Source organism: Uniformispora flossi (assembly GCF_049534875.1).
Taxonomy (GTDB): Bacteria; Actinomycetota; Actinomycetes; order Streptomycetales; family Streptomycetaceae; genus Yinghuangia; species Yinghuangia aomiensis.
In genome coordinates this window covers 4,857-27,051 of sequence record NZ_JBMULZ010000004.1, presented here as the reverse complement: position 1 = coordinate 27,051, position 22,195 = coordinate 4,857, and the positions used below count along the sequence as shown (strand labels likewise).

Below are 22,195 nucleotides of genomic sequence, written 5' to 3'. Positions count from 1 at the left end.
CCCGGCGGCCACCCCCGGCCGCGCTTGCCAGGCTATGCGACGGCCGGGGGCCCCGCCGGGGTTTCGGGGAGTTGCGGGGGCGGGTCAGACGTTCGAGGGGGCGTCCGTCCCGGCGCCCCGGCGGCGCAGGGCGACAAGGTCGTGGCGGGCCTCGGGCAGGGTCCGTTCCTCGGCGCCTTCGACGACGAAGCCGGCGTCCGCGATCATCGCCAAGTCGGCGGCGCCGGGCTGGCCTTCGCTGGTCAGGTAGTCGCCCAGGAAGATCGAGTTCGCCAGGTGCAGGGCGAGGGGCTGGAGCGCCCGCAGGTGGATCTCGCGGCCGCCCGCGAGGCGGACCTCGACGTCGGGGAACACGAAGCGGAACAGCGCGAGGATGCGCAGGCAGCGGTGCGGGGTGAGTTCCCAGCGGCCTTGCATCGGAGTGCCTTCGAAGGGGATCAGGAAGTTGACCGGCACCGAGTCGGGGTCGACCTCGCGCAGCGCGAACGCGATGTCGACGACGTCGTCGTCGCTTTCGCCCATGCCGAAGATCGCGCCGGAACACGGCGACAGGCCCGCGGACTTCGCGTCGCCGACGGTGCGCACGCGGTCGTCGAAGGTGTGCGTCGAGCAGATGTCGCGGTAGTTCTCGGCGCTCGTGTTCAGGTTGTGGTTGTACGCGTCCGCACCGGCCTCGCGCAGCCGCTCGGCCTGCCCGGGCTTGAGCAGCCCGAGGCACACGCACACCTCGACGTCCGGCGCGGCGTCCTTGATCGCCCCGACGGTGCCGGCGACCCGCTCGATGTCCCGGTCGCCGGGCCCGCGCCCGCTGGCGACCAGGCACACCCGCTTGGCCCCGGCCTGGATCGCCCGCCCGGCGGCCTGCGCGGCCTCGTCCTCGGAGATCCACGAGTACTTGAGGATCTCCGACGCGGACCCGAGCCGCTGCGAACAGTACGAGCAGTCCTCCGGGCACATCCCGCTCTTCATGTTCACCAGGTGGTTGAGCTTCACCCGCCGCCCGAAGAACTCCCGCCGCACCCGCCCCGCGGCCGCCACCACGTCGAGCACGTCGTCGTCCCCGGTCGCGAGCAGCGCAAGAGCCTCCTCCCGCCCCGGCGCCTCACGCCGCAGCGCCTTGGCGGTCAGCGTCTCCAACAGCTTGTCCACGGCAAGTTCGGTCATGAGGACCATCCTTGGCAGCCCGGGGGAGGGCCCTCAAGCACCGGGGGGACAGTGTCGGGGCGGGATTCTTGTGGGCGTTGGAGGTGGGGACGCCTGAACGAGTGATTTGGCGTCGATCCGTCCGAAGGCGGTGACGGACACGGAACGATGACCGCGGGAGGTGGGCACGTTGGCAATTGCGCCGCGGGAACCATATGCCGATGTCGATCCGGAGCGGGCATTGAAGTACGCCGTTCAGCGGGTCGTCTGCGATCGGGCCGAGGTGATCGAAGGAGTACTCCACACGGCGTCCCGGTCGTGGGGGCACGAGTCGGTCACGGCGAGGCCCGGAGGCAGCTCGGGCGCCGCGTGGATGAACTCGGGTGCCGAATGGGGTCGGGCAACGTGGATCTGCCCGGGACGTGCAACTGGTATGTCCCCGACCTCGTGGTGGCTCCGGCCCGCTTCTTCGACGAAGACGCCGTCTGCCTTGTGCCTGCTCAGACCCTGCTCGTCGTCGAGGTGACTTCGCCCATGACCGCCGACACCGATCGCGCGGCCAAACGGGCCCGCTACGGCGAATACGGAGCGCCGCTGTTCCTGCTCGTCGACCGGGAAGACCGAGTCTGCACGTTGCTGTGGGGCCCGACGAACCAGGGCTATTCGTCGGTGGAGGGCGCGTCGGTGGAGGGCGCGTATCCGTTCGGTACCCCCGTCCCTCTTCCGGACCCGTTCGCCCTCGACTTGGACACGAGCCGCTTCTGAACGCGCGACGGCCGCCCCGGGGAAGGATCCCGGGGCGGCCGTCGCGGATGGTGCGGGGTGGGTCAGCCCTGCCAGACGAGGGACTGGATCTCGCTGTAGGCGTGGAGGCCGTAGGAGCCGCCGTCGCGGCCGACGCCGGACTTCTTGAAGCCGCCGAAGGGGGCTTCCATGTTGCGGCCGACGGTGTTGATGCTGACGCCGCCGGAGCGGATGCGGCGGGCGACCCGGAAGGCGCGCTCGACGTCGCCGGAGAAGACGTAGCTGATCAGGCCGTAGTCCGAGTCGTTGGCGATCTTGATGCCCTCTTCCTCGTCGTCGAACGGGATGACCGTGACGACGGGGCCGAAGAACTCCTCGCGGGCGATCGACATCTGGTTCGTCGCCTCGCTGAACAGCGTCGGGGCGACGAAGAAGCCCTTCTCCAGGTCCGGGCGGTCGCCGCCGGTGACGACGTGCGCCCCCTCGGCCTTGCCGGATGCGATGAGCTTCTCGACGTGCGCGCGCTGGTGAGCGGAGATGACCGGGCCGACCACGACGCCCTCGTCGGCCGGGTTGCCGACCTTGAGCGCCTTGGCGTACTGCTCCAGGGCCGCGACCAGCTGCTGGTAGACGCCGCGCTGCACGATGACGCGGGTCGGGGCGGTGCAGATCTGGCCGGAGTAGAAGCTCCACACGGTGCCGATGCCGGCCACCGCGGCGGCGATGTCCGCGTCGTCGAAGACCACGCAGGCGCCCTTGCCGCCCAGTTCCATGAGCTGCCGCTTCATGCCGCGGCCCGCGACCTCGGCGATCTTCTGGCCGACCGCGGTCGAGCCGGTGAAGCTGACCATGTCGACGAACGGCGAGTCGACGGTCGCCTCGCCGACGTCCACGCCCGAGCCGGTCACGACGTTGACGACGCCCTTGGGCAGGCCGGCCTCTTCGAGGGCCTCGACCATGCGGTAGATCGCCAGCGGGTCCTGGGTGGCGGGCTTGACCACGCAGGTGTTGCCCATCGCCAGCGCCGGGGCGATCTTGCCCGCGGAGTTCGCCAGCGGGTTGTTGTACGACGTGATGCAGGTGACGACGCCGACCGGCTGGCGGACCACCAGCGAGCCGAAGACGCCCGCCTTGCTGAGCGCGGTGGCCGGGGTGACCTGCGGGACCAGCGCGTTCTCGACGGGCTCCAGGGCGCCCTTCGCGTAGCGCTTGAAGCGCGCGTACGCGGTGCCGACCTGCATCATCGTCGCGGTCTGCAGGGTCGCGCCGGACTCGGCGGCGGCCAGCGCGGGCAGGTCGCCGCCCTTGAACAGCAGGTCGGCGGCGCGGTCGAGGATCGCGGCGCGCTGCTCGGGGGTGGTGCGGGACCACGAGTCGAACGCCTCGGAGGCGGCCTGGGCCGCGGCGTACGCCTGCTCGACGGACGCGTCCGGAGCCAGGCCGACGACCTCTTCGGTGGCCGGGTTGATCACTTCGTAGTGGCCGCGGTCGGGCTCGACCCATTCGCCGCCGATGAAGAGCTTCTGCGCCTCGCCGCTCATATGCTGCGTCGTCTCCCTCGCCCTGTAACGCCTGGTGGACCGGTGGGTACGGCCCGTGCGACCCGTTGTCACGCACGGTAATCCGACGGCTCGTCAGATTTCCTCGGCTCTCATTTGATCCCCTACGCCTTCCGTTGCCAAGAGGCAAGGCCCCAACCGGGGAGCGGCAATCGTCACACCGACCGCGAGGGGGAGCCGCGCTGGGGCGGCGACGCCGGACGGGGCGGGCCGCGGCGGGGAGGCCGGGATGCGGCCAGGCGAGGGCCGCGGCGGGGGGCGGGTGAGGCGAGGCGAGGGCCAGGGCGCACTCACGGGTTGGTCGGCTGCCGTGCCGGCCGGGCCGCGGCGGACGCGTGCCGAGCCGCGGCGAGGCCGGGGCGGAGCGAGGCCGGGGCCAGGGCCGCGGGCGAGGTCAGGGCTGGACCGGTCACGTGCGCCCTTCGGCCCCGCCGCTCCGGCCTCCCTCCGCAGTCGGCCACCCCAGCCCCGCCGTCGGTTCGTTGTCCGGGCGCCCGCTCCCCGCCCCGCCGTCGGTTCCTTGCCCGGCCGCGCGTTCTCCGCCCTGCCGTCGGTCCCCCGTCCGCCACCCGCCGCTGTCCCGGCCGCCGCCCCGCGTCCGCGGTCGCGCCCGCGTAGTCTGGAAGTCACCCCGGCCCCACTTCAGGTCCGGGGCGTTCCGCGTTGCCCGCGCGCCGCCCGTCCGGAGGATCCGCGCAACTCATGAGCCTCACCGGTCTCCTTGATGCCCTCGTCACCGATCCCGCCCTCGCGGAGGCCGTCGCGGCCGCGCGGAGCGGCGGGCGCCCCCACCTCGACCTGGTCGGACCCCCCGCGCTGCGTCCGTTCGTGATCGCCGCGCTGGCCGCCCGCGCCGAGCGTCCCGTGCTGGCCGTCACCGCGACCGGCCGGGAGAGCGAAGACCTGGTCAGCGCGCTCGGCTCGCTGCTGCCGCCCGACTCGGTCGTGGAATTCCCCGCGTGGGAGACACTCCCGCACGAGCGCCTCAGCCCCCGCTCCGACACCGTCGGCCGCCGCCTCGCCGTGCTGCGCCGCCTTGCCCACCCGGGCGCCCCGGACACCGTCGGGGGGCCGCTCAAGGTCGTCGTCGCGCCGGTCCGCAGCGTCCTGCAGCCGCAGGTGCGCGGCCTGGGCGACCTGGTCCCGGTCAGCCTCGCGGCCGGCGACTCCGCCGATCTGGACGACATCGTCGAACGTCTCGCGGCGGCCGCCTACGCGCGCGTCGACCTGGTCGAAAAGCGCGGCGAATTCGCGGTGCGCGGCGGCATCCTCGACGTCTTCCCGCCGACCGAGGAGCACCCGCTCCGCGTCGAGTTCTGGGGCGACCAGGTCGAGGAGATCCGCTACTTCAAGGTCGCCGACCAGCGCTCCCTGGAGATCGCCTCGGACGGCCTGTGGGCGCCCCCGTGCCGCGAGCTGCTGCTCACCCCCGAGGTCCGCGGCCGCGCCGCCGCGCTGCTGGAAGACCACCCCAGCCTGGGCGACATGCTCGGCAGGATCAGCGAGGGCATCGCCGTCGAGGGCATGGAGTCCCTCGCCCCGGCGCTCGTCGACGACATGGAGCTGCTGCTCGACGTGCTGCCCGCCGGCAGCCACGTCGTGGTGTGCGACCCGGAGCGCGTGCGCACCCGGGCGGCCGACCTGGTGGCGACCAGCCAGGAATTCCTGGACGCGTCGTGGGCGGCCGCGGCCGGCGGCGGCGAGAGCCCGATCGACCTGGGCGCCGCGTCCCTGCGCAGCCTCGCGGACGTGCGCGAGCACGCCGCGGAGATCGGCGTGCCGTGGTGGACGGCCAGCCCGTTCGGCGCGGACACCGACCTGGACATCCGCCTGGAGGCCGACACCGCCGCCCTCGGCGCGCACGCCGTCGAGTCGTACCGCGGCGACTCGGCGCGGGTGCTCGCCGACGTGAAGGGCCGCCTGGCCGACGACTGGCGTGTCGTCTTCGTCACCGAGGGTCACGGCCCCGCCCAGCGCTACGTCGAACTGCTCTCCGGAGAAGGCGTCACCGCGCGGCTGGAGCCCGACCTGGCCGGCGCCCCCGGCCCCGGCCTGGTGCACGTCACCACCGGCCGCATCGAGAACGGCTTCGTCTCGGAGAGCCTCAAGCTCCTCGTGCTCACCGAGACCGACGTGTCCGGGCAGCGCAGCTCGACGAAGGACATGCGCAAGCTGCCGTCCCGGCGCCGCAACGTCGTGGACCCGCTGCAGCTCAAGGCGGGCGACTTCGTGGTGCACGAGCAGCACGGCGTCGGCCGGTACGTCGAAATGGTGCAGCGCACCGTCGGCGGCGCGCAGCGCGAGTACCTGGTGCTGGAGTACGCGCCCGCCAAGCGCGGCCAGCCCGGCGACCGCCTGTTCGTCCCCACCGACCAGCTCGAACAGGTCACCAAGTACGTCGGCGGCGAAGCGCCTTCGCTGCACCGCCTGGGCGGCGCGGACTGGCAGAAGACCAAGTCGCGCGCGAAGAAGGCGGTCAAGCAGATCGCCGGCGAGCTGATCCAGCTGTACTCGGCGCGGATGGCCGCGCCCGGCCACGCGTTCGGCCCGGACACGCCGTGGCAGCGCGAGCTGGAGGACGCGTTCCCGTACGCGGAGACGCCCGACCAGCTGTCCTCCATCGAGGAGGTCAAGGCCGACATGGAGAAGACGGTCCCGATGGACCGCCTGATCTGCGGCGACGTCGGCTACGGCAAGACCGAGATCGCGGTGCGCGCCGCGTTCAAGGCGGTGCAGGACGGCAAGCAGGTCGCCGTGCTCGTGCCGACCACGCTCCTCGTCCAGCAGCACTTCTCGACGTTCGCCGAGCGGTACGCGCAATTCCCGGTCAACATCCGGGCGTTGTCGCGCTTCCAGACCGACGGCGAAGCGAAGGCGACCCTCGAAGGGCTCGCCGAGGGCAGTGTCGACCTGGTCATCGGCACGCACCGGCTGTTCTCCAACGAGACCCGGTTCAAGGACCTCGGCCTGGTCATCGTCGACGAGGAGCAGCGGTTCGGCGTCGAGCACAAGGAGCAGCTGAAGAAGCTGCGGGCCAACGTCGACGTGCTGACCATGTCCGCGACGCCGATCCCGCGCACGCTGGAGATGGCGGTCACCGGCATCCGCGAGATGTCGACGATCACCACGCCGCCGGAGGAGCGGCATCCGGTGCTGACGTTCGTCGGCCCGTACGACGACAAGCAGATCGCCGCCGCGGTCCGCCGCGAACTCCTGCGCGAAGGCCAGGTGTTCTACATCCACAACCGGGTCGAGTCGATCGACAAGGCGGCCGCGAAGATCCGCGAGATGGTGCCCGAGGCGCGGGTGGCGACGGCGCACGGGCAGATGAACGAGAACGCCCTCGAACAGGTCGTCGTGGACTTCTGGGAGAAGGAGTTCGACGTCCTGGTGTGCACGACGATCGTCGAGTCGGGCATCGATATTTCGAATGCCAACACGCTGATCGTGGAGCGGGCGGACAACTTCGGCCTGTCGCAGCTGCACCAGCTGCGCGGGCGGGTGGGGCGCGGGCGCGAGCGGGCGTACGCCTACTTCCTGTATCCGCCGGAGAAGCCGCTCACCGAGACCGCGCACGAGCGGCTGGCGACCATCGCCCAGCACACCGAGATGGGCGCGGGCATGTTCGTGGCGATGAAGGACCTGGAGATCCGCGGCGCGGGCAACTTGCTCGGCGGCGAGCAGTCGGGGCACATCGCGGGCGTCGGGTTCGACCTGTACGTGCGGCTCGTCGGCGAGGCGGTCGCCGAGTACAAGGGCGACCAGGCCGAGGAAGTGCCCGAGGTCAAGGTCGAACTGCCGGTCGACGCGCACATTCCGCACGACTACGTGCCGGGGGAGCGGCTGCGGCTGGAGGCGTACAAGCGGATCGCCGCGATCACGTGCGAGGACGACGTGGCCGCGGTGCGCGAGGAGCTGACCGACCGCTACGGGCCGCTGCCGGTGCCGGTGGAGAACCTGCTGGAGGTCGCGAAGTTCCGGGCGCACGTGCGGAAGGCCGGGCTGTCCGACGTGACGCTGCAGGGCAACTTCGTGCGCTTCGGCCCGGTCGACCTGCGCGAGTCGCAGCAACTGCGGCTGCAGCGGCTGTTCCCCAAGACGCTGGTCAAGTCGGCGGTGCACCAGATCCTGGTGCCGAAGCCGATGACCGCGCGGATCGGCGGGCAGCCGCTGCGCGACACCGCGCTGCTCGACTGGGCGCGGGACTTGGTGGACGCGGTGATCCTGGAGCCGATCGGGGCGAAGTAGACCGCCGGATCGGCAGGGTACGGCGACGGGTGGGACACCGGCTCCGGTGTCGCACCCGTCGCCGTCCTGGCCCACCCGTGCCAAAAACTTGACGAAGTTGCGGATCTTCTTGCGTGCCCGGTCGTATCTTTGATCGTTGGTCATGGGTCATACGCAAAGCACGAAGCCGCCGTACCAGCGCCATCGAACCCCAGGAGTTCGTGTGAGTCGCACGTCGCGTTCCGTTCCCGCCGTCGCCCTCCTCGCCGTCCTCGCCGGACTCGCGCTGACCGGCTGCTCGGACACCAAGTCCGGTGCCGCCGCGGTGGTCAACGGCGACCGGATCGAGATCTCCACGCTGAACAACCGTGTCAAGGAAGCCGTCGACGCCCGCGAGAGCGTCGGCGCGCGACCCGAGCCCGGCGTGCAGGAGACCCACGACCAGCTGTCCCAACTCGTCGAGCAGCAGGTCACCGACGAGGCGGCCAAGCGCGCGAAGATCACCGTGACGGCGACCGAGATCGACGATGCGAAGCGCCAATGGGAGCAGGGCAACGGCATCTCGCTGGCGACCGCGAAGGCCCAAGACGGCGTCCCCGCGGACCGCGTCGACGCGTGGGTGCGCACCCAGCTGCAGCAGATCAAGCTGCTCCAGGCCGCGGGCGTGCCGCTGAACTCGCAGGCGGTGCCGGCCGCGCTCGCCCGGATCCTCAACGACACCGCGAAGTCGATGACGATCACGATCAACCCGCGCTACGGCAGCGCGTGGACGTTCGGCGACATCGCTCCGACGGTGTACCCGTGGCTGAAGCCGGACCAGTTGACGACGGCGTAGCGGCACCACGGCGGACTGCCCACACTCCGGAACCCGCGCGCGCATTTCCGGCCTGACCTGGCAGGATGAGCGCGCCGCACGGACATCCGACCGGTTGCCCGGCGGCTGCGCGCCGCGTGCGGGGGGTCGCACGCGGACCGGGGGCTGGGGAGGACTGCGCTCGTGTCCGGGATACCGGGTTTCCGTTCTGCTGCCGTGCTGTCGGCCGTGCTCCTGCTTGCCGGGTGCGGGGCCGGGATAGGCGACGTCGTGGACGGCGCCGCCGCGGCGAAGCCGACGCCGTCGGGCTCCGCCGCACCGACGCCGACGCCGTCCGACGACGGCGGTCCGGCCCGGCGGTATCTGACGTCCGATCAGCTCGACGAGGCCCTCGTCGGTGAGGACGCCTTCCCGGCAGGCTGGCAGACCCTGCCCGCGACCGACACGGCGACGATGCCCGGCAAAGGGCCCATCGTGATCGACAAGCCCGAGTGCGCGAAGGCGAGCGAGCTGCTCAACCTTGGCAACGCCGGCATTCCTCCGATGGGGACCGCCGCCATCGTGGCGATGTCCCCGCGCGACCGGGCCCTGTCGGGGGTGACCGTCGCGGCGTTCGGCGCGGCGGACGCGGGGCGGCTGATCGACCGGGTGCGCGAGGTGCTGCCGCGTTGCGCGACGTTCTCGTCCACGCAGGACGGCAAGAAGTTCACGCAGGAGACGACGTCCGTGCCCCCGGTGCGGCTGGGCGACGAGGCGTACGCGATGGCGGTCGTCACCCGGCCGCCCGCGGGGTCGGCGACGTCCGGGTGGGCGCACACCGCCGCCGTCGTGCGGGTCGGCGACGTGCTGATCGAGGCCACGTACGTCAACCTCGACGGCCCGAGCCCCGAAATGCCCGACGAGGACCTCCTCCGCCGCCAGGTCGACCGGGTCAAGGCGGCGCTGGCGGGCAGGCCGCTGCCGCCGGGCTGACGGCTCGGGGCCGGTGCCCCGCGGGCCGGCCGCCGGACCGGGGCGACGCCGGGACGGTAGGCCCGGCCGCCCGATCCGGGCGACGCCGGGACGATATGCCCGGCGGCGTGCCCGCCGATCCGCGTACGGTGATGCCGTGAGTGATCTCAGCCCCACTGCCGCTTTGCCCCGTCTGATCCTGCTGACCGGCACGCACCGGGTGGCCCCCGGGCTGCTGTCCTGGCCCGCGTGGCAGGTGCTGCGCGAGGCGGACCAGGTGTTGACCGGGGAGGCGGGGCATCCACAGCTTCCCTACCTGCGCGAGGCCGGGGTCGACGTGACCGTCGTCGGGGAGGTGCCGGTCGGGGGCCTCGTCCGGCGCCTGCTCGCCGACGCGCGGTCCGGGCGGGTGCTGTGGCTGTCCGCGTCGGACGGCGACCCGGAGCTGGGTGCGGCCCTCGCGCAGGCGTCGGCGGCCGATCCGGAGGCGTTCCCGGTGATCGAGGTGGTGCCCGGTTCGTGGGACCTGCCGGGCGCGCGGGTGCTGGACCTGGTCGCGGTGATGGACCGGCTGCGGTCGCCGGGCGGCTGCCCGTGGGACGCGAAGCAGACCCACGAGTCGCTGGTGCGCTACCTCGTCGAGGAGGCGTACGAGCTGGTCGACGCGATCGACTCGGGCGACCGCGCGCACCTGCGCGAGGAACTCGGCGACGTGCTGCTGCAAGTGGTGTTCCACGCCCGGGTCGCCGAGGAGGACGCGGACGACCCGTTCGGCATCGACGACGTCGCGGCGGGCATCGTCGAGAAGCTGATGCACCGCCACCCGCACGTGTTCGGCGACGTCGTCGCGGAGAGCGCGGAGCACGTCGAACGCAACTGGGAAGAGATCAAGTCGGCGGAGAAGAGCGAGCGCGAGTCGGTCGTCGACGGTATCCCGCTCGGCCAGCCCGCGCTGTCCCTCGCCGCCAAGCTGATCTCCCGCACCCGCCGCGGCAATCTCGACGTCCCGGTCCCCGGCACGATCGCCGCCCCGGACACCGTCGACGCCTCCGCCGTCGGCGACCTGCTCCTCACCGTCACCGACCTGGCCGCCGCCCACGGCATCGACCCGGAGACGGCCCTCCGAGCCGCCGCCCTCCGCCACCGCGACCGGATCCGCGCAGCGGAAAGCACGCCGCGGGAGGGCTGACGGGCGCTAGATGTCCTGGTCGATCAGGTAGGCCGTTTCGTCGAACAGCTGCATGACGATCACGACCAGGATCTGGGCGACGACGGTGTACTCCAGCACGAGGCCGGGTGCGACGTAGGCCTTGCGGTAACTGTCGTCGGGGCCGATGGGGCCGGTCGCGGCCTTGTTGAACGGATCGCGCGCGAGCACCCGCACCCCGCGATCCAGCATGGCCCGGCGCTCGGCGGGCAGGCTGTCACGGACCTCGGCTGCGGTCTCGGTGAACTCGACACGGTAGAGCTGGTCGGACACGTGCCCTCCCCACTGGCGGCTGTACTCGCACCAGCCTAGCCCGGGGCGTCGGCAACGCCCCGGGCCTTGGCCCGTCACCCCACGTGCACGCCCTCGTGCACGTTCTCCACCCGTTTCGGCAGTGCCAGGATCAGGACGAACACCAGGCCCAGGCCGCCCGCGACGCCGTACAGGTTGCGTTGGAAGGACCGCGCGAAGTCGGTGGCGCCCGCGGTGATGCCGGCGTTGTTGACCGCGGTGCGGACCTGGTCCTGCATCGGCTGCGGCAGGGACTTCAGCTTGCTGTCGTCGCAGGACGCCGGCACGACGGCCGGGTCCTGCTCGCTGGAGCGGTCGTGGACGCAGGCGCGGAAAGCTTTTACCAGGACGTCCTGGTCGCGGCCGACGATGCCGACCGCGGCGAGGTCGCGGCGCAGGTCAGGGACCGCCTTGGCCGCCGCCGGGCCGGACTGCGCCGTCATCAGGCCGAAGAACACCACACCGACCACCGCGATGCCGATCGCGTTGCCGAGCTGGTTCACCGCGTTGAGCACACCGGATGCCGAACCCGCGTCCTTCGGCGCCACACCCGACAGCACCGTGTCGGCCAGCGGCGGCAGCAGCAGGCCCATGCCGAGCCCCATCACCACCAGCGGAATCAGCATCTCCCACGCCGAGATCCCGATCCCGAAGTGGTCGACGGCCCACGCGTAGGCAACCAGCCCGCCGGCCAGTACGAGCGCGCCCAGACTCAGCACGTTGCGCCCGAGCCGCGGCACCAGGAACTGGATCGACAGGCCCGCCGCGACCGACACCCCGAGCGAGAACGGCACCCCCGCGAGGCCCGCGTGCAGCGGCGACCATCCCAAGCCCAGCTGCTGGTACAGCGACCAGGTGAGGAAGAACGCCGCCATGCAGCCCTGGAACAGCAGCAGCACGACCATGCCCACCGAGAACGACCGGGCCCGGAACAGGCCCAGCTCGACCAGCGGCGACCCGTCCCGGCGGGTCTTGCGGTGCTCGTACCCGACGAAGACCGCGAAGACCGGCAGCGAGCCGATCATCAAGGCGAACGTCCACCACGGCCAGCCGAGTTCACGCCCCTGCACGAGCGGATAGACGAGCATCAGCAGCCCGGACGTGACGAGCCCGACCCCCACGAGGTCGAGCTTCAACGCGTGCGGCGCCTTCGACTCGCGGACGAACATCAGCGTGGCGACGATCCCCAGGATGCCGACGGGGATGTTGACCAGGAAGATCGGTCGCCAGCCCCAGCCGAACACGTCGCCCTGGATGAGGAGTCCGCCGACGATCGGGCCGCTGATCGCGGCCATCCCGGCGACCGCCCCGTACATCCCGAAGACCTTGCCGCGCTCCGACGGCGGGAAGGACACATGTGCGATGGCCAGGATCTGCGGCACCATGATCGCCGCCATCAGCCCCTGGAACGCGCGTGCCCCGATGAGCATCCCGGGCCCCGTCGCCACCCCGCACAGCAGCGAGGCGAAGGTGAAGCCCGCCATGCCGATGACGAACAATCTGCGGCGGCCGAAGATGTCGCCGAGCCGGCCGCCGGTGATGAGCACGACGGCGAAGGACAGCGCGTAGGCCGCCGCGATCCACTGCACCGACGCGTAGCTCGCGCCGAGTTCGTCCTGGATGGCGGGGATCGCCACGTTCACGATCGTGACGTCGAGCAGATCCATGAACCCCGCGGTCAGCACGACCGCCAGGGCAATCCACCGTTTGCGGTCGGGCTCCGGCGAGGCGTCGTCACCGGTGCCGGGTATTGCCACGTCCATGGTATTGGCCATGTATTGCCCCCAGTTGGTCGCACACGTGTCCGCACGAACCGCCGCATGTGCGATTGTGACAAGTGCGTTCAGGGGGTCCGGCACCGGGGTCGGCACGGCGACAAAGCGCCGTCTCCGGACGCCTCCGGAAGGCCTCCGGAGGCGTCCGGGAGCCGTCGGTCAGTACTTGCGGATGCCGCCCAGCCACGTCCCGAGGACCGCCGTCGCGGAGAGCGCCATCGGGTCGGCGGTCCGCGGATCCCGGTCGAGCCACACCAGGTCCGCGGGCGCGCCCGGCACCAGCCCGGCGCTCCGGTCGTCCGCGAAAGCCTGGTGCGCGACGCCGGTCGTGTACGCGTCCAACGCCTCGTCGACGGACAGCCGTTGATGCGGTGTCCAACCCTCCGGCGCCGGCGCGCCGTCCGCGGTGCGGCGGGTGACCGCGATCTGCACGCCCTCCATCGGCACGTGCGAGCTGACCGGCCAGTCGCTGCCGAACGACAACGCGACCCCGCGGCGCGCCAAGTCGCCCATCGGGTACTGCAGCTCGGCACGCTTGCCGCCCAGCCGGGGGACCGTCAGAACCGTTTGCAGCGGGTCGAGTTGCGCCCACAGCGGCTCGAAGTTGGCGATCACGCCCAAGGCCGCGAAGCGCATCAGGTCCGCGGGATCGACGAGCTGCACATGGGCGATCACCGGACGCCGGTCCCACTCCGGATTGGCGATCTTCGCCGCGGCAACGGCGTCGAGGGCCGCACGGACTCCGGCATCCCCGATCGCGTGAATGTGCACTTGGAAGCCCACCGCGTCGAACGCCACCACGGCATCCGCGAGTTGCTCGGGATTCCAGACCGGCATGCCGCACGAATGCGGGGCATCGCAGTACGGCTCCAGCATGGCGGCGGTGCCCGACTCGACGACACCGTCCGCGAAGAACTTCACGGTGTTCGCGGTCAACAGCCCGCGGCCTTCCGCGGCGACCCGGCGGCGGGCCGCGGTGAAGACGTCCCGCTGCGCGTCGAGGTGCCGGTCGGGGTCGGCGCGGAAGGCCAGGTTGGTGCGCACATGCAAGGCGTCCGCACGCACCGCGGCAAGGTACGGATCGACCATCTCCGGCTCCACCCAGGCGTCCTGCACCCAGGTGACGCCTGCCGCGGCGAACGTGCGCCCGGCGATCCGCAGCGCGTCCACGAGTTCCTCGGTCGGCCGGCCCGGGATCCGGTCCAACACCAGGTCGCAGGCGTGCCATTCGCGCAGCGTGCCGAGCGCGGAGCCGTCCGGGCGGCGGACGATCCAGCCGAGCCGCGGATCCGGCAGGTCCGCCGTGACCCCGGCGCGCCGCAGCGCCTCGGAGTTGCACCACACCGTGTGGTAGTCGTACGCGCGCAGCACGACGGGCCGGTCCGGGACCACGGCGTCGAGCCACCGTGCGTCGAACGCGCCGTCCGGCACGAGCGCCGGGTCGTAGCTGGCGCCGACGATCCAGTCCTCGTCCGGATGCGCGGCGGCCCAGCGCCCGACCTCGGCGACGATCGCGTCGACCGAGGCCAGGCCTTTGATCCGCGGGCCGAAGTGCTCCAGCCCGCCGAACATCGGGTGCGCGTGCCCGTCCCCGAACGCCGGCATCAGGATGCCGGCGCCGAGGTCCACGACGTGGTCGGCGGCGAAGTCCGCCGCGGCGTCGCCCACCGCCACCACTCTTCCGCCGCGTACGGCCAGTGCGTCGGTGTCGCCGTGGTGCGGGTCTCCGGTGCGGATCGTGCCGCGGAACAGCCAGGAGTCGGACACTGCGTCGATTTCCTTGTCGTGCCGGGGTTTTGCTGCGTTCGGGGTGAGGCGTCAGTCGCGTTCGACGTCGACCGTGGTGAGCTTTGCATAACGTTCCGGCTGCCGTGCCCGGATGCTCAGCGCGACCACGACGCCGATGACGAACACCACCGGGATCGGCACGATGAGCGCGGCGTTCGTCGAGTCGCCGGACGCGGTCAGCATGTCGAAACCGTCGACGACCTTGTAGATCATGTAGCCGAGACCGACGGCCGCGACGATCGGTGCGACGACGACGCGCCACACCGGGAATCCGCGGCGGTCCTTGCGGAAGTAGCCGATGACCGCGAGTGCGGCGAGCAGTTGCATGGCCATGACGCCGAGGATGCCGGTCGCATTGGTCCACAGGAACGTGATCATGTACGGGTCCGCGTCGACCGCGATCGTGACCAGGACGCCGATCAGCGCCAGTGCCGACTGCGCGACCACGGCGACCACCGGCGACTCCATGCGGCGGTCGATGGTGGCGAGCTTGCGCGGCATGAGGCCCTCGCGGCCCATCGCGTAGAAGTAGCGCGCGGCGCCGTTGTGGAAGGCGAGTGTGGCCGCGAAGGCGCTGGTGATGATGAGGACGTGCATCGTGTCGGACGCCCACTGCCCGACGAAGTGGCCGGCCGCGGTGTACACCATGTCCGGGCCGCCCTCGCCCTGCGCGACGGCCTGCGCGTTGTCCGAGCCGTAGGCGTTGAGGACCATCCACACGGAGAACGCGTAGAAGATGCCGAGGAAGCCCACCGCGATGTAGGTCGCGCGCGGCACCGAGCGGGCCGGGTCCTTGGCCTCCTCGGCGTAGATCGCGGTCGCCTCGAACCCGACGAACGCGCCTATCGCCAGGACGAACATGCCGCCGACGCCGCTGTCGCCGAGGTGGCTCGGGTTGAAGACGGTGAAGTCGAGGCCCTGCGGACCGCCGCCGTCGGCGAAGATGCCGCCGTCCAGCACGAGCAGGATCAGGCACTCCAGGACCAGCGCCACGCCGAGCACCTTGGCGCTCAAGGTGACCTTGAGATAGCCGAGCGCGCCGATCGCGACGAGGCCGATCAGCGACCAGGCCCACCAGACCATGTGGAAGCCGAACACGCTGTCGATGCCCGTCTCGGCGAAGAACCCGAAGCCGGCCAGCAGGCCGACCTCGACCATGTTGTAGGCGAGGATCGCGACGTAGGCGGCGCCGACGCCCGCGGGGCGGCCGATGCCCTGGCCGATGTAGGCGTAGAAGGCGCCGGCGTTGCGCACGTACCGGCTCATCGCGGTGAACCCGGCCGCGAAGCACATCAGCAGCAGGCCGGACACGAAGTAGCCGAACGGGGTGGCCTTTCCACCCATGCCGATGGCGAGCGGAGCGCCGCCGGCGATGACCGTGAGCGGCGCGGCCGCGGCGACGACGAAGAACACCAGGTCGCCGGTGCCGATCGCGCCGCGGGTCAGATGCCCTTCGTCGGTGGGGGCGGAGGAGGTCGGCACGGCAGCGTCGGCGCCGGGCGGGGGAGGGGTGCCGTGCATGGTCATGGGCGTCTCCGTGGAAAACTACAGGCTGCAGTTTTAGTGCGCCGACCGTACTGCCAGACCGGCCGGGCGCATAGACCCCGCGTCTCGGAAAAGGTGCAAAACTTGTCCCGCAATGCCCCGCCGCGGGCGTGCCCGATCGCCACCGAGGAGTAAGCCGCCATGGGCAGGCCGCGCCGCGCGCTCCTGAGCGCCGACCTGATCGTGCGCGAGGCGCTCGCGCTGATAGATGCCGACGGCGTCGAGGCCTTCAGCATGCCGAAGCTCGCCGCCCGGCTCGGGGTGAAGTCGGCGTCGCTGTACAACCATGTGGACGGCCGCCCGGCGATCGTCGAGGGCATCCGCGTGCTCATCGTCGACGAAATGGACATGAGCGGCTTCGCCGACCGGCCGTGGTCGGAAGCGCTCATCGCGTGGGGCCGCTCCTACCGCACGGCGTTCGCCCGGCACCCCAACGTCATCGGGCTGATCACCACGACCACGGTCACCTCGCCCGCGACCCTGGACATGTTCGAAACGGTCGTCGACGCCCTCGCCCGCGGCGGATGGCCGCCCGAGACGATCGTGCCGGTGCTGACGTCGGTGGAGAACTTCCTGGTCGGCGCGTCCTTCGACCAGGCCGCCCCGGACGTGATGATCGACGTCGCCGAGCGCGAGCACGAAGTCCCCCAGCTCGCCGCCGCCTTGCGCGCCGCGGGTACTGCCAAGGCGGGCCGCGCCGAGGTCGCTTTCGAACTGGGGCTGGCGGCGCTGATCGGCGGTCTGACCGCCCAACTGGCGGCGCTGACGGACGGGCCGGCATAAACCCCCGCGCCCACGGCATGCCCCGGTTGTCTGTTGACCTCACCCTCAGCCTCTTCTAGGTTGTCAGACAACTTGCCGTGACATTGCCTGATGCACCTGATCGAGAGGGGCGGCTCACCCATGCGCAATCGGTGGACGGATGCGGAGGCCGGCGGGAGCCCGCTGGAGGAGTGCGCGTACGGGTCCCGGCTCATCGGCGCCGAGCCGACCCTGGTGCTGCACGGCGGCGGCAACACCTCCGTCAAAGCCACGGTCGCCGACGTGACCGGCGCCGACGTCGAGGTCCTGCACGTCAAGGGCAGCGGCCACGACCTCGCCACGATCGGCACGAACGGCTTCGCCCCGCTCCGCCTCGCCCGGCTGCGCGAACTGCTCGGGGTACCCGCGCTGTCCGACCCGCAAATGGTCAACGAACTGCGCTGCGCGCTCCTCGACGCGGCCGCGCCCGACCCCTCCGTCGAGGCCCTGCTGCACGCGATGCTGCCGCACCGCGCGGTGCAGCACAGCCACGCCGACGCGATCCTCTCGCTCACCAACCTGGCGAACGGCGAAGACGTCATCCGCGAGGTCTTCGGCGACGAGGTCGTCATGGTGCCCTACGTGATGCCCGGCTTCGACCTGGCCGTCGCGTGCGCCCGGCTCTGGCCGAAGCGGTCCCACGGCGGCACCGTCGGCATGGTCCTGCTCAACCACGGTCTGTTCACCTTCGGCGACCGCACGGAGGAGGCGTACACCCGGCACATCGACCTCATCACTCGCGCCGAGGAGTACCTCGCCGCGCACACCGGCCGCACCGCGCCCCGCCCCGCACCCGCGCTGCCGGACGTGCCGCGTACCGAACTCGCCGCGCTGCGCAGGGCGGTCAGCGGCGCGGCCGGTCACCCGATGGTGGTCGGCAGGCACACCGACGAGGCCACCGCCGCGTTCGTCGCCCGCGACGACCTGGCCGCGGTCGCCACCCGCGGCCCCGCGACGCCCGACCACGTCATCCGCACCAAGCGCACCGCGCTCGTCGGGACCGACGTGGAGGCCTACGCGGCCGACTACGACGCGTACTTCGGCCGCAACCACACCCGCCGCGGCACCGAGCTGAACCGGCTCGACCCGGCGCCGCGCGTGGTCCTGGACCCGCGGCTCGGCATGCTCACCGCGGGCCGCCGCGCGAAGGACTCCGACATCGCCCGCGACATCTACCTGCACACGATGGACGTGATCGCCAAGGCCGAGGAGCTCGGCGGCTACCAACCCGCGTCCGAGGCCCACATCTTCGATCTGGAGTACTGGGACCTCGAACAGGCCAAGCTCCGCCGCGCCGGTGCCCCTCCCGCGTTCGCCGGCGAGGTCGCGCTGGTCACCGGCGCCGCGTCGGGCATCGGGCGGGCGTGCGCCCGGGCGCTGCTGGCGGCAGGCGCGAGCGTCGTCGGATGGGACCTCCACGACGCCGTCGAGACGCTCTCCGACAGCCCCGAGTACCTCGGGCAGCGCGTCGACGTCACCGACGCGGCCGCGGTCGGCGCGGCGTTGGACGCCGCGGTGACGCGGTTCGGCGGCCTGGACATCGCGGTGCCCAGCGCGGGCGTGTTCGCGTCCGGCATGCCGATCGCCGCCTTGGACACGGACACTTGGCGGCGGTCGATGGCCGTCAACACCGAGGCCGTCGCGGTGCTGTTCCGCGAGATCCACCCGCTGCTGGCGCTGGCCCCGCGCGGCGGCCGGGTCGCGCTCATCGCGTCCAAGAACGTCCCGGCGCCCGGCCCCGGTGCGGTCGCGTACTCGGCGTCCAAGGCCGCCGTCACGCAGCTCGCCCGGGTCGCCGCGCTGGAGTGGGCGGCGGACGGCATCCGGGTCAATGTCGTGCACCCGGACGCGGTCTTCGACACCGGGCTGTGGACGCCCGAGGTGATCGCGGAACGGGCGGCGAGCTACGGCCTGACGCCCGACGAGTACAAGCGCCGCAACCTGCTGCACATCGAGGTGGCGAGCGCCGACGTCGCCAACGCCGTCGTGCGGCTGTGCTCGGACGACTTCCGCGCCACCACGGGCGCCCAGCTCCCGGTCGACGGCGGCAGCGACCGCGTGGTCTGAGCAGTGCCGGAGTCCCCAAGGCCAAGGAGCCAGGGAGACGCGGAAAGGCCCGGAGGCAGCCGCCTCCGGGCCTTTCCGCGGGTGTCCGGGGTCAGTCGCTGGTGCGCACGATCTGGAACTCGTACGCGCCTTCCACGAAGTACGTCTTCGAGTACGCCAGCAGCGTGTGCGCCGCGTCGTAGTGCAGTTGGTCGAGCAGCACGAACAGCCGGTGCTTGGCCGCGTCCGGCCCCCAGGCGATGTGCGCCGACATGACCGCGTGCACCTTGGCCAGGCCGAGCGTGGGGTGCCGCCCGAGCAGGTTCTCGAACGCCGCGAACATCGACCCGGACAGAGTGTCGGGGTCGAAATCGGCGGGGAACAGGTCGCGCGGGATCAGGTCGTACGAGTACGCCACCACATCGTGGTCCGCGGTGATCCGCCGCCGCAGCTCCAGGACTTCGGTGTCCGCGGGCACGCCCATCCGCTCCGCCTCGTCGGGCAGCACCTGGCGCAGGGTGCGCCGGCCGTACTCGTGCCCGGGCACCTTGCCGCTCGCTCTGATCCGCTCGGTGATCGACCCCATGCGCTCCAGGCCGTCCTGCACCGAAGGCTGGTCGAGCACGAACGTGCCCGCGCCCTGCTGTGTGCGGATCAGGCCGAGGACGTGCAGTTCCTTGAGCGCGGTCCGCACGGTGGCACGCGACACCCCGAAGCGCTTGCACAGCTCGGCTTCGGTGGGCAGTCGCGTACCCGGGGGGTAATTCCCGTCGCGGATCTGGGCTTTGAGGGACCGGACGATGTCGTCGGCCAGCGGCCTCCGGATGTGGGTCGCCATACGTAACATCTTGACAGTTCCCAAGTCGTCTGACAACTTCGCCTCACTTGGTCGACGAGACCGGGTTTATCAGGAACGGAGGCGGGGCGGATGCGCACGATCGACTGGGTACCGGCGCAGGGGAGCACCCCCGAGCACATCAGGCTGATCGACCAGACCAAGCTGCCGGAGAACCTCGTCGACCTCCGCATCGACAGTGTCGACGCTCTCATCGACGCGATTCGGCGCCTCGCGGTGCGCGGTGCCCCCGCACTCGGCGTGGCCGGCGCCATGGGCGTCGCCCTGGCGGTGCGGGGGCTGCCGGACGATCCCGCCGCGGACCCGGCCGCGGACCGCGCCGCGCGCGCCGAGATCGACGCGCTGCGCGCCGCCCGGCCGACCGCGGTCAACCTCGCGTGGGGCGTCGACACCGCGCTCGCCGCGTACGACGCGGGCGGGCCCTGGGCGGCGCTGGAAGCCGCGCTCAAGGTCCGCGACGACGACATCGCCGCCTGCGCGGCCATGGCGGACCGCGGCGCCGAGCTGCTGGCCCGGCTGGTGCCGGGGAAGCCCGAGCTGACGGTGATGACCATCTGCAACACCGGCGCGCTCGCCGCCGTCGAACACGGCACCGCGCTCGGCGTCATCGAGAAGCTGCACACCGACGGGCGCCTCGCGCGCGCCGTCGCCTGCGAGACCCGGCCGCTGCTGCAGGGCGCCCGGCTCACCGCATGGGAACTGGACCGCATGGGCGCCCGGTACGACCTCATCGTCGACTCCGCGGCGGCCATCACGCTGGCGCGCGGCGGCATCGACGCCGTGCTGGTCGGCGCGGACCGCATCGCGGCCAACGGCGACACGGCCAACAAGATCGGCACGTTCGCCGTCGCCTTGGCCGCCCAGCGCGCCGGCGTGCCGTTCCTGGTGGTCGCACCGGAGACCACCGTCGACGTCGCCACCCCGGACGGTGACGCCATCCACATCGAGGACCGCGGCACCGCCGAGGTCGTCGACTTCCACGGTGTGCGCACCGCCCCCGCGGGTGCCACCGCGGTCAACCCGGCCTTCGACGTCACGCCCGTCGACCTGATCACGGCGATCGTCACCGACACGCGCGTCGTCGACACCGCCGCCAAGGAGACCCCCGCGGACAAGCCGGCCCCGGCCGGCCCCGCGGACTGAGCACCGCCCCTCACGACCGTCCCCCCGACGAGGAGACCAGGATGAAGTCACCGGCGATACGCGTGCTGGCCGCCGCAGCCCTCGGCGTTTCCGTACTGGCCGGCTGCTCGCAGAACACCGACGACAAGAACGACGCCGCTTCAAGCGGCGCCTCGGGTGCGGGCGGCGGCTCGTCCTCCTGCACGACGAACAGAACCGTCGACAACGCCTTCAAACTGCCCGCCGACAAGCCGGCCGGGCTCAAGGCGAGCTTCAAGGTCGCCCTGGTCCGCCAGTCCGGCGTCGGCGACTACTTCGAGCAGTGGGGCAACGGCGCGACCAAGCAGATCCGCGCCGCGGGCGGCGAGGTCACCGTCTACGACGCGCGCGGCAACAACGCCACCCAGGTCAGCCAGTTCGACGAGGCGATCAACACCAAGCCGGACGTCATCATCGTCGATCACGGCCTCGCCGACTCGGTCAACCCGAAGATCGACCTGGCCATCAGCAAGGGCATCCCGGTCGTCGTCTACGACGTCGCGATCTCCAACTGCAAGGCCGTCTACATCTCGCAGGACGACGCGTCCATCGCGAACAAGATCCTCGGCTTCATGAAGCAGGAGAACGCGAGCGGCGGCAAGGTCGCCTACGTCAACGTCTCGGGCATCGCGCCGCTGGACTCGCGCGACGCGGTCTACAAGCAGTTCCTCAAGGACAACCCCTCCTTCACGCAGTCCGCGAAGTTCGGGAAGTACACCGAGTCGGTCGCCGCGGACACCGCCAGCGAAGGCGCGTCGGCGCTTACCGGCGCCAAGGACACCACCCTCGCGTTCGCCGCGTACGACGAACTGGCCAAGGGCACGCTCATCGCCCTGCGCCAGAACGGCATGTCCAAGGTCAAGGTGTACGGCGTGGACATCTCCACCGCCGACATCCAGCTCATGACCCAGGCCGACAGCCCGTGGCGCGCCACCGCGGCCACCGACCCGTCCAACGTCGGCCAGATCGTGGCTCGCGCCGCGGTGGCCCAGGCGGGCGGCGTGCAGATGCCGCAGAAGATGACGATCCCCGCCGCGCTGATCACCCAGGACCAGCTGCGCGAGAAGAACATCACCAACATGGAGGACCTGCGCAAGGGCCTTCCCGAACTGACCACGCCCGACTACCTCGGCGCCGGTTGGATCCCGCAGGTCCAGCCCACCGGCTGATCCCGCAGACCGCGCCGCCGGCCGACCGCCGGCGGCGCGCCCCGGTCGGTACCGCGTGGCGCGGGCCGCGTCCCCTGGCGGCGCGGGGCGCGGTTGCGACCGCCGCGACCACCCCGCG

At 71.7% G+C, this 22,195-nt stretch carries 16 protein-coding genes; 9 read left to right on the top strand and 7 right to left on the bottom strand.

Annotation, left to right across the window (positions count from 1 at the left end; translation table 11 throughout):
• Window positions 1-84 precede the first annotated feature (84 nt).
• On the bottom strand, window positions 85-1,164 hold the full coding sequence (gene bioB, locus ACPA54_RS09965) for a biotin synthase BioB (protein ID WP_423528330.1): 1,080 nt from the start codon (window positions 1,162-1,164) through the stop codon (window positions 85-87).
• A gap of 369 nt (window positions 1,165-1,533) precedes the next feature.
• On the opposite strand from bioB, the gene ACPA54_RS09960 reads away from it, so the two are divergent.
• Window positions 1,534-1,908 (top strand): Uma2 family endonuclease, encoded by a 375-nt coding sequence (locus tag ACPA54_RS09960; RefSeq protein WP_423528329.1) that lies wholly within the window; start codon window positions 1,534-1,536, stop codon window positions 1,906-1,908.
• A 62-nt stretch (window positions 1,909-1,970) separates the two neighbouring features.
• On the opposite strand, the gene ACPA54_RS09955 is transcribed toward ACPA54_RS09960, so the two are convergent.
• Entirely contained in the window at window positions 1,971-3,428 is a 1,458-nt protein-coding gene (locus tag ACPA54_RS09955; RefSeq protein WP_345673733.1) for an aldehyde dehydrogenase family protein, read from the bottom strand.
• Between the two features lie 720 nt (window positions 3,429-4,148).
• Here ACPA54_RS09955 and mfd point away from each other — a divergent pair.
• The 4 genes from mfd to ACPA54_RS09935 all read left to right on the top strand — a co-directional run bounded on the left by mfd (window position 4,149) and on the right by ACPA54_RS09935 (window position 10,627).
• On the top strand, window positions 4,149-7,694 hold the full coding sequence (mfd, locus tag ACPA54_RS09950; RefSeq protein ID WP_423528328.1) for a transcription-repair coupling factor: 3,546 nt from the start codon (window positions 4,149-4,151) through the stop codon (window positions 7,692-7,694).
• A gap of 202 nt (window positions 7,695-7,896) precedes the next feature.
• Window positions 7,897-8,508 carry a SurA N-terminal domain-containing protein gene (locus ACPA54_RS09945; RefSeq protein WP_423528327.1) on the top strand — a complete coding sequence of 204 codons (612 nt, stop codon included), beginning with the start codon at window positions 7,897-7,899 and terminating at the stop codon, window positions 8,506-8,508.
• 162 nt (window positions 8,509-8,670) lie between these two features.
• Window positions 8,671-9,459 carry a hypothetical protein gene (locus ACPA54_RS09940; protein ID WP_423528326.1) on the top strand — a complete coding sequence of 263 codons (789 nt, stop codon included), beginning with the start codon at window positions 8,671-8,673 and terminating at the stop codon, window positions 9,457-9,459.
• A 136-nt stretch (window positions 9,460-9,595) separates the two neighbouring features.
• On the top strand, window positions 9,596-10,627 hold the full coding sequence (locus tag ACPA54_RS09935) for a nucleoside triphosphate pyrophosphohydrolase (RefSeq protein WP_423528325.1): 1,032 nt from the start codon (window positions 9,596-9,598) through the stop codon (window positions 10,625-10,627).
• Between the two features lie 6 nt (window positions 10,628-10,633).
• Here ACPA54_RS09935 and ACPA54_RS09930 read toward each other — a convergent pair whose 3' ends face one another.
• The 4 genes from ACPA54_RS09930 to ACPA54_RS09915 form a co-directional block, all read right to left on the bottom strand.
• Window positions 10,634-10,918, bottom strand: a complete 285-nt coding sequence (locus tag ACPA54_RS09930; protein WP_423528324.1) for a hypothetical protein — start codon at window positions 10,916-10,918, stop codon at window positions 10,634-10,636.
• A 74-nt stretch (window positions 10,919-10,992) separates the two neighbouring features.
• The gene (locus tag ACPA54_RS09925) at window positions 10,993-12,711 is read right to left on the bottom strand and encodes an MFS transporter (protein ID WP_423528323.1); all 1,719 of its coding nucleotides are present in this window, start codon (window positions 12,709-12,711) and stop codon (window positions 10,993-10,995) included.
• 159 nt (window positions 12,712-12,870) lie between these two features.
• Window positions 12,871-14,478, bottom strand: coding sequence for an amidohydrolase (locus ACPA54_RS09920; protein WP_423528322.1), 1,608 nt, complete (start codon window positions 14,476-14,478; stop codon window positions 12,871-12,873).
• Window positions 14,479-14,529: 51 nt separating this feature from the next.
• Entirely contained in the window at window positions 14,530-16,026 is a 1,497-nt protein-coding gene (locus ACPA54_RS09915) for an APC family permease (RefSeq protein WP_423528321.1), read from the bottom strand.
• Between the two features lie 159 nt (window positions 16,027-16,185).
• On the opposite strand from ACPA54_RS09915, the gene ACPA54_RS09910 reads away from it, so the two are divergent.
• Window positions 16,186-16,827 (top strand): TetR/AcrR family transcriptional regulator, encoded by a 642-nt coding sequence (locus ACPA54_RS09910; RefSeq protein ID WP_423528320.1) that lies wholly within the window; start codon window positions 16,186-16,188, stop codon window positions 16,825-16,827.
• A gap of 120 nt (window positions 16,828-16,947) precedes the next feature.
• Window positions 16,948-18,912: a bifunctional aldolase/short-chain dehydrogenase gene (locus ACPA54_RS09905; RefSeq protein WP_423528319.1), complete on the top strand. Its 1,965-nt coding sequence runs from the start codon at window positions 16,948-16,950 to the stop codon at window positions 18,910-18,912.
• 91 nt (window positions 18,913-19,003) lie between these two features.
• Here ACPA54_RS09905 and ACPA54_RS09900 read toward each other — a convergent pair whose 3' ends face one another.
• Window positions 19,004-19,729 carry a GntR family transcriptional regulator gene (locus ACPA54_RS09900; protein ID WP_423528318.1) on the bottom strand — a complete coding sequence of 242 codons (726 nt, stop codon included), beginning with the start codon at window positions 19,727-19,729 and terminating at the stop codon, window positions 19,004-19,006.
• Between the two features lie 90 nt (window positions 19,730-19,819).
• On the opposite strand from ACPA54_RS09900, the gene mtnA reads away from it, so the two are divergent.
• Complete coding sequence (mtnA, locus tag ACPA54_RS09895) at window positions 19,820-20,890, top strand: S-methyl-5-thioribose-1-phosphate isomerase (RefSeq protein WP_423528317.1); 1,071 nt, start codon at window positions 19,820-19,822, stop codon at window positions 20,888-20,890.
• Between the two features lie 41 nt (window positions 20,891-20,931).
• Window positions 20,932-22,077 carry a sugar ABC transporter substrate-binding protein gene (locus tag ACPA54_RS09890; protein ID WP_423528316.1) on the top strand — a complete coding sequence of 382 codons (1,146 nt, stop codon included), beginning with the start codon at window positions 20,932-20,934 and terminating at the stop codon, window positions 22,075-22,077.
• Window positions 22,078-22,195 lie beyond the last annotated feature (118 nt).